At 69.2% G+C, this 14180-nt stretch carries 8 protein-coding genes; 5 read left to right on the top strand and 3 right to left on the bottom strand.

What is annotated here, in order from left to right; all coding sequences use genetic code 11:
- Positions 1-4: 4 nt before the first annotated feature.
- Positions 5-1456: a protein adenylyltransferase SelO gene (locus ACPCHZ_RS22815; protein WP_423486824.1), complete on the bottom strand. Its 1452-nt coding sequence runs from the start codon at positions 1454-1456 to the stop codon at positions 5-7.
- Between the two features lie 43 nt (positions 1457-1499).
- On the opposite strand from ACPCHZ_RS22815, the gene ACPCHZ_RS22810 reads away from it, so the two are divergent.
- The gene (locus tag ACPCHZ_RS22810; protein ID WP_423486823.1) at positions 1500-2045 is read left to right on the top strand and encodes a hypothetical protein; all 546 of its coding nucleotides are present in this window, start codon (positions 1500-1502) and stop codon (positions 2043-2045) included.
- A gap of 133 nt (positions 2046-2178) precedes the next feature.
- Here the strand turns inward: ACPCHZ_RS22810 and ACPCHZ_RS22805 are convergent, their stop codons facing one another.
- A complete protein-coding gene (locus tag ACPCHZ_RS22805) occupies positions 2179-3591 on the bottom strand; it encodes an acyl-CoA carboxylase subunit beta (RefSeq protein ID WP_423486822.1) in 1413 nt (470 codons plus the stop codon).
- A 154-nt stretch (positions 3592-3745) separates the two neighbouring features.
- On the opposite strand from ACPCHZ_RS22805, the gene ACPCHZ_RS22800 reads away from it, so the two are divergent.
- Positions 3746-4639, top strand: coding sequence for a mycobacterial-type methylenetetrahydrofolate reductase (locus ACPCHZ_RS22800; protein WP_423486821.1), 894 nt, complete (start codon positions 3746-3748; stop codon positions 4637-4639).
- Here the strand turns inward: ACPCHZ_RS22800 and ACPCHZ_RS22795 are convergent.
- Complete coding sequence (locus ACPCHZ_RS22795; protein ID WP_364982194.1) at positions 4615-4764, bottom strand: hypothetical protein; 150 nt, start codon at positions 4762-4764, stop codon at positions 4615-4617. The two genes, ACPCHZ_RS22800 and ACPCHZ_RS22795, sit on opposite strands and share 25 nt — an antisense overlap.
- Before the next feature lie 118 nt (positions 4765-4882).
- Between ACPCHZ_RS22795 and ACPCHZ_RS22790 the strand changes: the two genes are divergently transcribed.
- The 3 genes from ACPCHZ_RS22790 to ACPCHZ_RS22780 all read left to right on the top strand — a co-directional run bounded on the left by ACPCHZ_RS22790 (position 4883) and on the right by ACPCHZ_RS22780 (position 14167).
- Complete coding sequence (locus ACPCHZ_RS22790; protein ID WP_264010632.1) at positions 4883-5470, top strand: hypothetical protein; 588 nt, start codon at positions 4883-4885, stop codon at positions 5468-5470.
- Positions 5467-6123: a hypothetical protein gene (locus ACPCHZ_RS22785; RefSeq protein ID WP_423486820.1), complete on the top strand. Its 657-nt coding sequence runs from the start codon at positions 5467-5469 to the stop codon at positions 6121-6123. The genes ACPCHZ_RS22790 and ACPCHZ_RS22785 overlap by 4 nt, the downstream gene beginning before the upstream one ends.
- A gap of 121 nt (positions 6124-6244) precedes the next feature.
- Positions 6245-14167, top strand: a complete 7923-nt coding sequence (locus ACPCHZ_RS22780; protein WP_423486911.1) for a BTAD domain-containing putative transcriptional regulator — start codon at positions 6245-6247, stop codon at positions 14165-14167.
- Positions 14168-14180 lie beyond the last annotated feature (13 nt).

The raw sequence follows: 14180 nt of genomic DNA, 5'->3' as shown, positions 1-14180 counted from the left end.
CCTCTCAGGTGCCGCAGAACGTCCGGTAGCTGCCGAAGTCGCCGGGCGCCGGCTCGGCGTAGCGGTCGAGGCCGGGGCGCTCGTCGTACGGGCGGGCCAGCACCTCGAGCAGCTGCCGAACGGGGGAGAGGTCGCCGGCCGTCGCCGCCACCAGCGCCTCCTCCACCAGGTGGTTGCGGGGGATGTAGACCGGATTGGCGCGCTCCATCACCGCCGGGTCGGGACCCGCGGCCCGCCACGCCGCCGCCCACGCGTCGAAGCCGGCCAGGTCGGCGAACAGTGCCCGCGCCGGTTCGGCGTCGCCGCGCGCTGCCGCGCCGAGATGGCGGAAGAAGGACGTGTAGTCCACCTGGCTGGCGTGCAGCAGGGCCAGCAGGTCGGTCACCAACGGCGCCGATGTGTCGGCGGCCAGGCCGAGCTTGGCCGCCATGCCCGCCGACCAGGCCGCCTGGTAGCGCTGGGTGAATCCGCCGAGCGCCTCCGTCGCCATCGCGACGGCCCGTTCCTGGTCCTCGGCGAGCAGCGGGAGCAGCGCCTCGGCGAAGCGGGCGAGGTTCCACTGCGCGACGGCAGGCTGGTTGCCGTACGCGTAGCGGCCCCAGCTGTCGATCGAGCTGAACACCGTCTCCGGGTCGTAGGCCTCCATGAACGCGCACGGGCCGTAATCGATGGTCTCGCCTGAGATGGTCATGTTGTCGGTGTTCATCACGCCGTGCACGAAGCCGACGAGCATCCACTGCGCGATCAGTCGGGCCTGCGCGTCCACCACCGATTCGAACAGCGCGAGGTAGGGGTGCTCGGCTGTGGCCGCCGCCGGGTGGTGGCGGGCGATGGCGTGGTCGGCGAGGCGGCGCAGCACGTCCGCGTCGCCGGACGCGGCCGCGTACTGGAAGCTGCCCACCCGCAGGTGACTGCTCGCCACCCGGGCGAGCACGGCGCCGGGCAGCACCGTCTCGCGCTGCACCTGCCTGCCGGTGGCGACGACCGCCAGCGACCGGGTGCTCGGGATGGCGAGAGCATGCATGGCCTCGCTGATCACGTACTCGCGCAGCATCGGGCCGACGGCGGCCAGCCCGTCGCCGCCACGGGCGAACGGGGTGCGGCCCGAGCCCTTCAGCGCCAGGTCGCGTAGTCGGCCGTCGGCGTCCTCCCGTTCGCCGAGCAGCAGCGCGCGGCCGTCGCCCAGCCGCGGCACGTACCCACCGAACTGGTGCCCGGCGTAGCCCTGGGCCACCGGCACGGCGTCCTCGGGCACCTGGTTGCCGGTCAGCAGGCCGACGCCGTCGGCACTGCGCAGCCACGCGGGGTCGAGGCCGAGGTCGGCGGCCAGCGCCTCGTTCAACAGCAGCAGCGCAGGCTCGGGAGCCTGCTCGGCGCGCCAGCGGACGGCCAGCTCGGGCAGTTCGTCGGCGAATCGGTGCTGCAGGGCGACGGTGGTGGCAGGTTCAACACTCACCCTCTCCAGGGTACGGAGCGGGGCGGTCTGTGATAGTTCAGCGATGCCCCATCTGCGCTTCTACGCGGTGGACGACGACCATCGGGCCGTCCTCGGGGCGGTGTTCGAGCAGGGCGAGTTCGCGGTGTACGACATGCACGCCGAACCCGGTACGCCCATCGGCCGCTACGACGCGGCCGACGAGGTGTCGATGGCGCCGCACGGGTCGCACCTGATGTTGCACGTCGTCGCCGCCGGCGGCGAGCCGATCCTCGGCGGGCCGGCGATCGGCGGCTGGGGCCTGGTGCAGCTGAGCTTCGGGACCTTCTTCCGTGACCGCGAGTTGCGCTGGAGCACCACCAACCACAACACGCTGAAGCGCGCGCAGCAGTGGGACGGCGTCCATCCCGAGCTGGGCAGCCCGCACGCATGGGACTGGGCCGCGATCAACCGCGCGTCGGCGCGATTGAACCGCCGGATCAGGGCGCTGGCAGTGGACAGGATCGGGTCGCATCCGGTGCTGCCTGAGGCGGCGGCACTCATCGAGCACCGGGAGTTGCGGCATGTGTACGGCACCGGCATCCACACGCGGCCGGCCCGGCAGAGATAGTCAGCGCCCGGCGGACGCCCTGACATCACCCCTACGAGCGAGATTGCACACAGGGCTGTGCATCTTCCGTCAACAGCCCTGACTGCGCTCTCGTCTGTAGGCACCGACGGACCACTCTGCGAGGAAAGCGCCCCTACCAGGTGTCGACGAACCGCCGCGGCGGCGCGGGCAGCGCATGCGCGGTGGCCGTTGCGAGGGTCGCGGCGATGAGCGCGCGGGTGTCGGCCGGGTCGATCACGTCGTCGATCTCGAACATCGCCGCGGCGTTGAGCGCCCGCGCGTTCTCCTGGGCGGCCGCCGTCGCCTCACGCACCCGCTCCTCGCGCTCCGCGTCGTCGGTGATCGCCTCCAGCTCCTTGCGCATACCGAGCCGTACCGCGCCCTCGAGGCCCATCGGCCCGAGGTGGGCGCCGGGCCAGGCCACCGTCAGCACCGGCTCGTGCAGCCCGCCGCCGGTCATCGCCTGCGCGCCGAGCCCGTAGCCGCGGCGCAGGATCACCGCGATCAGCGGCACCCGCAGCGCGGCGCCTGCCACCAGCAGCCGCGAACCACGCCGCACCAGCCCCTCGGCCTCCGCGGCGGGCCCGACCATGTAGCCCGGGCAGTCGACCAGCGACACCACCGGCAGGCCGAATGCGTCGCACAGCTGTAGGAAGCGCGCAGCCTTCTCGGCTCCGGCGGCGGTGATGGCGCCGGCCATGAAACGGGTGTCGTTGGCGACGACGCCGACGGCGCGGCCCTCGATGCGGATCAGTGCCGTCACCATTTCGCGGGCGAAGCGGCGCCGCAGGAACGTCACCGAGCCCTCGTCGGCCAGTGTCTCGATGATCGGGCCGACGTCGTAGGCGCGTCGGGCGCGCTCGGGGATGGCGGTGCGCAGCGGCGTCTGGTCGGCTGCGGCGCCGGGTGGTGTCGATCCCTGGAAGTAGCCGAGCAGTGTCCTGGTCACCCGCACGGCCTGCGCCTCGTCGGGCACCACCACGTCGACGACGCCGTTGGGTTCCTGCACCGAGATCGGCCCGACCTCGTCGGGATGCACGTCGCCGAGGCCGCCGCCGGCGATCATCGCGGGCCCGCCCATGCCGATCGAGGTGTCCGCGGTGGCCACCACCAGGTCGGAGCAGCCGGCGAGCACGGCGTTGCCGGCGAAGCACCTGCCCTTCACCACCGCGATGCGCGGCACCAGGCCGGAGAGCCCGGCCCACAGCTTGAACGCCCGGACCTCGAGTGAGGACACCGTCGCGTGGTCGGTGTCGCCGGGCCTGCCGCCGCCGCCCTCGGCGAAGAACACCGTGGGCAGCCGCAGCCGCTCGATCAGATCGAACAGCCGGTCCTTCTTCAGGTGGCCGTACACCCCCTGGGTACCGGCCAGCACGGTGTAGTCGTAGGACAGCACCGCGCACGGGCTGCGGTCGCCGAAGAGGTCGGCGATGTTCTCCCGGGCCGTGCGGCCACCGGCGGCGTGTCTGCGGGCCACCGCATCGGGGCGTGCGGCGTCCTCGGTGAGGGCGCGGCGACGCAGCAGTTCGGCCTGTTCGTCACGCATGGGTGCCCCTCTGCGTCGGTGTCGGTGGAACGGCCGCCGGGCGGGCGGCTACGCACCCGTCCAGGAAACACCGGTATCGTTGGCAAATCCCGGCGGGGTCGACGTAGCCACCGTCGGCCGATCCGCCCGACGTCAGATGCCGGAGCTTTCACACATGAGCCTCAACACCGTCGCGCTCGAACTCGTCCCGCCGAACGTGGAGTCCGGCCGGGAGAAGGCGCTGGAGGACGCGCAGAAGGTGCTGCGGTTCTCCGGCGAGTACGGGCTCGGCGACCGGCTGTCCCACGTGCTGATCCCGGGCATGATCGCCGAGGACGACGACCGCCCGATCGAGATGAAGCCCAAGCTCGACGTGCTGGACTTCTGGCACATGCTGCAGCCGGAGCTGCCCGGGGTGAAGGGCATCTGCACCCAGGTCACCTCGTTCCTCGACAAGGCCGCCCTCGACCAGCGGCTCACCGTGCTCGGCGACGCCGGCTTCGAGGGCATCGTGTTCGTCGGCGTGCCGAGGACCATGAGCGACGGCGAGGGCTCCGGCGTCGCGCCGACCGACGCGCTGTCCCTCTACGACGCGACAGTGCCGAACCGCGGCGTCATCTGCATCCCGACTCGCGACGGCGAGCGCGGCCGGATGACGTTCAAGTGCGAGCAGGGTGCGACGTTCGCGCTGACGCAGCTGCTGTTCTCCGACACCATCGTGCCGTTCCTCCGCGAACTCGCCGACACCACCGACCATCGGCCCGAGATCCTGCTGTCCTTCGGGTTCGTGCCGACTGTCGAGACGCGGGTCGGGCTGATCAACTGGCTGATCCAGGACCAGGGCAACGCCAAGGTCGCCGCCGAGCAGGAATTCGTGAAGGAGCTGGCGGCCAGCGACCCCGATCGCAGGCGGGTCATGATGGTCGACCTGTACAAGCGCGTCGTCGACGGCGTCGCCGAGCTGGGCTTCCCGCTCAGCATCCACTTCGAACCCATCTACGGGGTGTCGGGCGCCGCCTTCCGCACGTTCGCGGAGATGCTCGACTACTGGTCGCCCTCGGGAGCCTGACTCTCGGCCGTTCCCGGCGCGTCGGGCGGCGGCGTCGAATACGCGGGCGCCACCGGTGGCACCTCCTGGCCGGCGAGATCGCCGGCTCCGTCGTCCTGCTGGGGCGTGGGTTCCGGTGCGGTCATGCCTCGTCGGCTACCCCCGCGGCGGATCGCGAAACGCTTGATCGCGGAACCGGAATCGATATTGACGTTTCCGTAGACCCGTCCGCCGGGTAACCCCTCGGTGGACAAGGAGGTCACCATGCCTGACTGGGGATGGATAGTCATAGCGGCGGTCATCGTCATTGCAGTGATCGCATTCATCGTCGCCCGACCGGCGATGCGACGCAGGAGGTCGGAGCGGCTCAAGGGCACCTTCGGCCCCGAGTACGAACGGACGGTCGCCGAGGTGGGCGACCAGAAGGCGGCCGAGGCGGAACTCGCCAAGCGTGAACAGAAGCGCAAGAAGCTCGACATCGTCCCCCTCAGTCATGAGGCGGGCGAAAGGTACACGCTGCGTTGGCGTTCCGTGCAGACGGCGTTCGTCGACGACCCGGCGGGCACGCTCGCCGAGGCGGACCGGTTGGTCATCGAGGTGATGAACGAACGCGGTTACCCGGTCGACGACTTCGACCAGCGCGCGTCCGACATCTCCGTCGACCACCCGCAGGTGGTCGAGAACTACCGCGCTGCGCACGACATCCATCTGGCGCAGCAGAGCCGGCAGCTCAGCACCGAAGAGCAGCGACAGGCGTTCGTGCACTACCGCGCCCTGTTCGAGCGGCTCCTCGACGTCGCGCAGCACCAGCCGCACGACACAGGCAACAACTCGCAGGAGGCACGCGCATGACCACTCACGAAGACCGCACCCAGTTCACCGATCCGCAGTACCGGGATCCGCAGGCCGGCGATCCGCAGGCCACCGAGCCGCAGTTCCGGGATCCCCAGCATGCCGATGCGCAGTACTCGGACCCGCAGAACCCGGGGGCCCAGTACTCGTCAACGCAGCAATCGGGTCAGCAGTACGGCGACCCACAGCACGCGGATGCGCAGTACGCGGACCCGCAGCAGACCGGCTTGCAGCAGAACGACTCGCCGTTCGACGACGCGCCGCGCGGCGCCGGAGCGCCGGTGCAGTCGACGGAGACGGCAACGTCCACCGGCCACCCGGGAATGGCGCGGCCCTCGTCGGAACACGATCGGCCACAGTCTGATTCGTCTGGCACCGACACCGATCTGTCCCTGTTCGGCGAGACGGAGATGTCAGGATTCCGTGCCCGCTGGAACGACGTGCAGGCCGGATTCGTCGACGATCCGAAGCAGTGTGTCCAGACGGCCGACGCGCTGGTGTCGGAGGTCGTCGATCAGCTCACCGCCGGCTTCTCCGAGGCACGCACGCGGATGGAGGCGCAGTGGGCGAAGGGCGAGGACGCCTCGACCGAGGATCTGCGTGTGGCGCTCAAGCGCTACCGCGAGTTCTTTCAGCGGTTGCTCTCCGTCTAGACCCCAACGATGAACAGGCCGGCCCTGCGGGGTCGGCCTGTTTCTCGTTGCGCCTTTACCGAACCTTGACCGGTCGTTGAAGTGCCTGTCCGACGATCACTCGGTGACTAGTGTCCATACGGTGGAGCTGGGGGTTCTGGGTCCTCTGCACGTCCGGCAGTACGGCCTGCCGGTCGCCATCCCCGGTGCCAAGCCCCGCGCCCTGCTCTGCATGCTCGGACTGCACGGTGGCTCCGTCGTCCCGGCGGACACGCTCGTCGAGCTCCTCTGGGGCGACGATCCGCCGCGCACCGCCGCCAAGGCGCTGCAGACCCACATCTCCGCCCTGCGACGCACGCTCGGCGACGGGTTCGTCGTCACCGAGGGAACCGGCTGGAGACTGAGCGCCACCGAGATCGACGCCACCCGCTACCTCGCCGCCACCAAACTGGGCCGCGACGCGATGACCGCCGGTGACACCGTCGAGGCGGTCATCCGCTTCGACGAGGCGTTGGCGCTGTGGCGCGGTACCCCCGAGCTGCCCGAGGGCCGACGCGGCGCGTCGGAGAGGACGCGCTGGGTCGAGGGCCATGCGGCTCTGGTCGAGGATCGGGCCGAAGCGCTGCTCACCACGGGGCGCGCGGCTGAGATCATCGGCGAACTCGAGGCGGCGATCGCCGATGCGCCGCTGCGCGAGCGGCGCTGGGGTCACCTGATGCTCGCCCTCTACCGCGCCGGCAGGCAGGGTGAAGCGCTCGGGGCGTACCAGCGGGCCAGGTCACTGCTGGCCGACGAGTTGGGCGTCGACCCGGGACCGGATCTCCGCCGACTCGAGTCCGCGATCGTCGCGCAGGATGTCTCACTGGAAATATCTGCCTCACAACGAGATTCGGTGGTGACACGCGCGGTCACGTTCCTGCTCACCGACATCGAGGGGTCGACGGCCGCCTGGGAGAAGGACGCCGGGGCCATGGCGGTGGCGCTGGCCCGCCATGACGAGATGGTGGAGCAGGTCGTCACGTTCCGCGGCGGACGGCTGATCAAGACCCGCGGCGAGGGCGACGCGACGTTCTCGGTGTTCGACCGGCCATCCGCGGCGGCCGCCGCCGCGATCGAGCTGCAGGAGGCCGTGCGTCACGAGGCGTGGGTGCTCGCCGAGCCGATGCGCATCCGCGTGGTCCTGCACACCGGTGAAGTCGAGTTCCGCGACGGCGACTACTTCGGCAGGGCGGTCAACCGCGCCGCCCGGCTGCGGTCCCTGGCGGCCGGTGGGCAGATCCTGTGTTCGGGAGCCACGGCCGAACTCGTCGTCGACACTCTCGCCGACGACGTCGTGCTCACCGACCTCGGGCTGCGTCAGCTCAAGAACCTCGCGCGTGCGGAGCGGGTGTTCGAACTGCGCCTGCGGACCAACGACGACGACACCGGCGATCCCGCGGCCGGACCGCCCATCGAGCGCCCGGTCCTGCCCGCCGCGCTGGCCGGCCCCGGACCGTTCGTCGGCCGCGGCAGCGAGCTCGAACGCATGCTCGCCACCTGGCAGACGACGCTGGCCTCCGGCACGCGTGCGGTGCTGGTCGCCGGCGAACCCGGTGTGGGCAAGACGCGGCTGGCCGCGGAGTGGTCCAGCCGGGCACACGCGCAGGGCGCCGTCGTCCTCTACGGTCGCTGCGACGAGGATCTCGGGGCGCCCTACCAACCCTTCGCCGAAGCGCTGCGGTCGCTGGTGCCGTGCCTGGGGATCGACCGGCTGCGCCGGCTGCGTGGCGTCGAATCGCTGTTGCCGTTGGTTCCCGGGCTGATCGACGTCCTGCCCGAGATCGCGGCGCCGACCCGCGCCGATGCGGACACCGAACGCTATGCGCTCTTCGATGCCGTCGTCGGCCTCCTGGCGGCGGTGTCGACGGAGGCGCCCGTCGTCCTCGTGCTCGACGATCTGCACTGGGCCGCCAAGCCCACGCTGCTGCTGTTGCGGCATGTCCTGCGCTTCGGAGAACACGGTCGCGTGCACATCGTCGGAACGTATCGCAGCACCGACCTCGACCGGTCGCATCCGTTGGCGGCGATGCTCGCCGACCTCCACCGCGACGGCTCCGCGGACCGGATCACCCTCGGCGGACTCGACGAGGGCGATGTGACCGCATACGTCGCGGAAGCCGGGTATGACGACGACGAACTGGCCCGCGCGCTGGCGACGGTCACCGGTGGCAATCCGTTCTTCCTGATCGAGGCGTTGCGTCACGTGGACGAGAGCGGCGGCCGGTGGGATCCGAGCACCCTGCCGCAGGGCGTACGGGAAGCGGTGAGCCGCAGGCTGTCCCGGCTGCCGGCGCAGGCGAACAAGGCGCTGGCGGCGGCCGCGGTGGTGGGCAGCCGCTTCGCGCTCGACCTGGTGGAGCGAGTGCTCGGCGACGACCTGGTCGACGCGTTCGACGAAGCGGCCAAGGCCGGCCTGCTGATCGAGGAGCCCGGCGGGCACTATCGGTTCAACCACGCCCTGGTGCGGCAGTCGCTGCTGGCGGAGTTGGCATCGGTCCGCAGGATGCGGCTGCACCAGAAGATCGCGGTGACGCTGGAGACCGAGCCGGGGGCCGACGACGAGTTGCTGGCCGATCTCGCCCACCACTACTTCGAATGTGCGTGGGCGGGCAACGCGGACAAAGCCGTCGACTACTGTCGGCGTGCCGCGGACCAGGCGATGGCCCGGCTGGCCTACGAAGGCGCGGCCGATCTCTACGGCAGGGCGCTGCATGCCCTCGAGGACCTCGACGACCCGCTGCCCGATCAGCAGCAGGCCGAACTCCTCATCGCCCGATGTGAGGCCTTGCTGGCCGCGGGTGACGTCGTCACGGCATCGAACGCGGTCGCGCACCTACGGGACAGCGCGGGCGACTCCGGCCGTCTCGCGGCATGGGGGACGTGCTTCGACGGCCAGCTCTCGATGTTGACGGACCCCGAGCGCCTGGAGGAGATCGAGGTCGAATTGACATCGGCCGCAGCGAAGTTGGCACAACTGGCGGATGCCGCGGGGGAGGCGATGGCCCACACCGTGCGGGCCGGATGTCTGGGTCGCCTCGGACGGGTGGGCGCCTGTGAAGCCGCGTTGGATCAGGCGCTGACGGCGGCGCGGCGGGCCCGTGATCACCGCCGGGTGAACGCCGTGCTGGCGGGCGCGCCACTTGCGGCGCTGTGGGGCCCCAATCCGGTTCCGCGGGCCGGCGGCCGGTGTCTCGACGTGGTGCGGCTGCTGCGCATCACCACGGGTTCACCGGTCGTGGAGGCGACCTCGACCCGGTGCCAGGGAGTGCTGGACGCGTTCCGGGGACGCGCGTCCGCAGGCCGCCAGCTGATCGAGTCAGCTCGACGCTCATTGACCGAGCTCGGGATGCGGCACGCGCTGCTCGAGGTCGACCAGTTCGCGGGCATCGTCGAGCTGGTGGCCGGCGAACCCGCCTCGGCTGAGGTTTGTCTGCGGCGGGCCTACCAAGGCTTTCGCCGCATGGGACTGGACTCGGACACGGCGGAGACAGCGGCGTTGTTGGCGAAGGCATGTCTGGAGCTCGACCGCGACGCCGAAGCCGACGAATTGTGCGCGGAGAGCGAGCGTCTCGCCGGTCACGCGCTCAAAGCGTCAATCGCCTGGCGGACGGTTCGGGCGCAGCTGTGCTCGCGTGCTGGTGACCATGACGCTGCCCGGCGGGTCGCCGAGGAGGCGGTGGCGATCGCCGAGCGTACCGATGCCCTGGTCGATCACGGGGACGCATGTCTTGCTCTGGCAACGGTACTGGCAGCCGCCGGGAGTGCCGCAGAGGCACGTGCCGCCGCTGAGCGGGCCGTGGGCTTGTACGAGGCGAAAGGTGCGGCGGCACTCGTGGCCAAGGCGCGCGATCTGCTCGACGTCGACATGGCGACACCGGTCCCGGCGCTGTCGTCTGAGTCCACCGGTGAGGAGTCGGCCAACCGGTGCGTGCGAGCGTTGCGAAGATTGGAAGAGGCGCACGACCGCGAAGACTGGGATGGGTTCGGGCGGGCGTACGCACCGGACGTCATCGTCGAGATCCGAAGGAAGATCATCGGCTTCACGCAGGAGGATCTGCCGTCGAGCGACTGGCCACAGCAGGTGCGGCGATTCCTCGAAGTCGGCGGTTCATACCGGGTTCGTGAAGTGATCGCGATACGAGGTGAGCAGCTGGCGCTCGTCCGACTGGAGTGCAGAACCACCGACACCAGCCCCGGGGCGCCGCTGGACGAGTCGCTCCTTCTCGCGGGGCTCGACGAAGAAGAGCGGATTGCGCTGCAGGTGGCGTTCGACGTCGAAGACATCGACGCTGCATTGGCCGAACTGGATGCGCAGGGCGCCCGGTCCGAGACACCGGTCCGGCGGCCGCATCGAGGAAACGCGGCAAGCCTCGCCGGGGACCGGATCATCGCCCTCTTCGCCGACAACCGGTGGGACGAGCTCGCCGACGTGTTCGCCGCCGAGCTGCGCGTCGAGGACCGTCGGCGAGGGTTGCGTCGTGAGAGCAACGACCCTGCCACTGAGGTCGACAATCTTCGACAGCTCGCAGAGCTGGGCGTGACCCAGATCGTCATGACGCCATGTGCCCTGCGGGGTGAACGGCTCTGCCTCAGCCAGGTGACGTTCCGCGGCGACGATGTCCGCTCGGGGTCCTTCGCGACCGAAACCCTTGCGGTGGACGAAGTCGACGAAGACGGGAAGATCATCGCGATGATCGCGTTCGATCCGGACGGCCTGGACGACGCATTGCGAGAACTCGACGCCCGCTATCTCGCCGGTGAAGCGGCGCCGCACGCGCGGGTGTGGTCGGTCACCGTCGACGCGTACTCGGCGTTCAACCGGCGGGAGTTGGCCGCCATGACTCCGGACTGCGTCAGCATCGACCACCGCCGCGGAGCCGCGTTCGAGTCCGGCGAGATGGCGGCGTATCTGTCTGCAGCGTGGGATGACTCGCCGGGAACGAGGATTCAGATCGAAGAGGTGCACCGACTGAGCGTCTTCGGCGTGGTCGTGACGCACTCTTCGACGGGAACGTCGCGCGACGGCTTCGAGGCCGAATGGCGTGACGTCAATCTCATGACGATGGACGGCGAGCTGGTCGGCCGCAGTGAACTGTTCAATGAAAGCGACCTCGATGCCGCGTTGGCCCGCTTCGACGCACTGAGCCGTCCGGCGGCGTCTCTGGAGAATGCTGCGAGCCGGGCGTACCAGCGCATGCAGGCGTACTTCAGAACACGCGACTGGAGCGCGATCGGCATGATGCTCGCCGATGGCATCACCAACGATGATCGCCGACACACCACCAACGCCGGCCTCCAGCAGGGTCGGGACGCGATCATTTCCGAGATCTCGAGCATCGCCGACGTCGGAATCGACACGTGGACTTCACGGGTCGTCGCGACCCGCGGCGAGCACCTGGTTCTCAACTGGGCCGGGGCGTCGACCGGCGAGAGCTCCGACGCATTTCGGTTCGATGTCCTGGACATCATTCAGACCGATGTCGACGACCGGATCTCTGCCCGGATCGTCTTCGATGAAGACGACATCGACGGCGCATTCCAGGAGCTCGACGCGCGATATCTCGCCGGCGAGGCAGCGCCACTGGCGAACACGTGGTCGGCCGTCACAGCGGCCGTCGAGGCACTCAAGAGGCGTGAAGTCCCTGAACTCACGCCCGACTGCGTCACCGTCGATCATCGCCGCGGAATAGGTTTCGCGCCAGGTGGTCTGACCGCCTACATGGGCGCGACGCTGGACGATTTCCCGGATTTCAGCATTTACCTCGAGGAGGTGCACCGGATCACCAATTCCGGAGCGGTCGTGACGTTCACATCATCGGCAGCCTCACACGAGGGGTTCGACGCCGAGTGGAGGATGATCCAACTGGCGACGGTCGAGGGTGACCTCATCAGCCGCCTTGAACTCTTCGACGAGGCGGATCTCGATGCCGCGTTGGAGCGCTTCGACACGCTGAACCGCCCAGCGGCGCAACTGGAGAATGCGGCGAGCCGGGCGCACCAGCGCTTCAATATGAGCTACCTTGCGGGCGACTGGGAAGCGCTGCGCTCGACAATGGCCCAGGACTTCGTTGCTGACGACCGTCGCCGGCTCGTGGGGTTGGCAGCGCAGGCGGGTCGTGAGGCTGTGATCGAACACGCGCGGGTGACCGCCGAGATCGGTGTCACCAACTCGACATCGACGGTCGTCGCGACCCGCGGCCAGCGCCTCGCCCTCATACGCGCCCGATTCTGGGGCAGCGACGAGCGGCCCGACGCTTTCCAGTCAGAAGTGCTTCACATGGTCGAGATTCGTGCAGAGCAACAGATCTCGGCGTTCGTCGCCTTCGACCTCGATGACATCGACGCCGCCTACATGGAACTCGACACCCGTTATCTCGCCGGCGAGGCGGCGCCCCACGCGAAGGCCTACTCGGCCATCGCCGGCGCCTTCGCTGCGGTCAACCGACACGAACTACCGGTGACGGCAGCGGACCTGGTGAGCATCGATCACCGGCGCCCGATCGCGTTCGCGCCCGGAGATTTGATGTCGTATCTGCAGGCCACCTTGAACGACACGCCTGACATCCGGATCAGGATCGACGCCGTCCATCGCTTGAACAGCACGGGCGCGGTCACCACGCATGTCTGGCACAACACATCGCAGCAGGGCTTCGACGCAGAATGGCGGGTGATCGGGGTGTCGACGCTCGACGGCGACCTGATCAATCGATGCGAGCTGTTCGACGAGTCGGATCTCGTCGCCGCGCTCGCTCGGTTCGATGGGCTGACCGCCTCATCGCCTCGCTTGGAGAACGCCGCCACGCGCACGCGGACACGAGTGCTCGACGCGTACAACCGCCGAGATATCGACGGCTGCATCGCATTCGCGCAGGGACACTACGAGGACCACCGCAGAGGATTGCGCGACGAGGGAACAGCGGACCGCGAGTACGCGCTTGCGTTGTTGTCCGAGACACCTGCGAGCTGGAACTTGATGGTCGATCCGGTCGCCGTCCGAGGGGATCGCCTGGCGCTCACCCGGGAAACGGCTCGCGACCTGCAACAGCCCGGTTCACCGGTCACCGTGGAATTCTTGACGCTGACCGAGATCACTGCCGACGACACGATTCTCTACACAGCATTCTTCGACATCGACGACATCGATGCCGCCTACGAGGAACTCGACGCGCGCTACCTCGCCGGTGAGGGCGCATTCCACGCGAACACATGGTCGGCGATCGTGAAGGCCAACGCGGCGTTCAACTCCCGGGAGATGCCGCCGACGACCCCGGGCTGGGTCAATGTCGACCACCGTCGGGGCGGGATGGCCTTCGCGCCCGGCGACCAGTCGGCGTACATCCGCGCCACGTGGGACGTCGCGGCCCATGTCACCAACCGCATCGTGGACGTGCACCGGTTGAGCGACCGCGGAGCGGCCTTCACGCAGCTCGTGTCGGCAACGTCTCACGACGGGTTCAACGGCGAGTGGCGGGACGCCGTCATTCTGACCGTCGACGGCGACATGCTCGACCGCTGTGAGGCATTCGACGAGGCAGACCTGGACTCCGCGCTCGCACGGTTCGACGAGCTGAACTCCGCAGCGGCTGACCTCCAGAACACCGCGACCCGCGTCCGGACCCGGGTCGCCGACGCATTCAACAGCCGTGACAGGACCACCTTCCTCGGCCTGGCAGCCCCGGACGGGCGTTACGAGGACCGGAGAAAGGGACTGCGGGACGAGGCGACGAGCACAGGACTGGCCAAGGTTGCGCACACGTTGTTCGACGTGGTGCCTGCAGACTGGCTGCTGGAGGTGAAGCCTCTCAGTATCAGGGGGTCTCGCCTCGCGCTTACGCATGACACCTACCGAACGACAGACGGAGAACCAACGGTCACCGCCGAGCACCTGACCCTCACCGAGACCGGCGACGACAGACTGGTGCGACTGACCATATTGTTCGATGTCGACGAGATCGAGCTCGCCACTGCTGAACTCGATGCTCTTCAGTCAGCCGGGGAGGCTGCTTCGTCTCCGGGCGCCGTGTAACCACAACGGCGCA

The sequence above is a fragment of the Mycobacterium sp. NPDC050041 genome (assembly GCF_049541695.1).
In the GTDB taxonomy this organism is placed as follows: domain Bacteria; phylum Actinomycetota; class Actinomycetes; order Mycobacteriales; family Mycobacteriaceae; genus Mycobacterium.
This window is presented reverse-complemented; position numbering and strand designations above follow the sequence as displayed.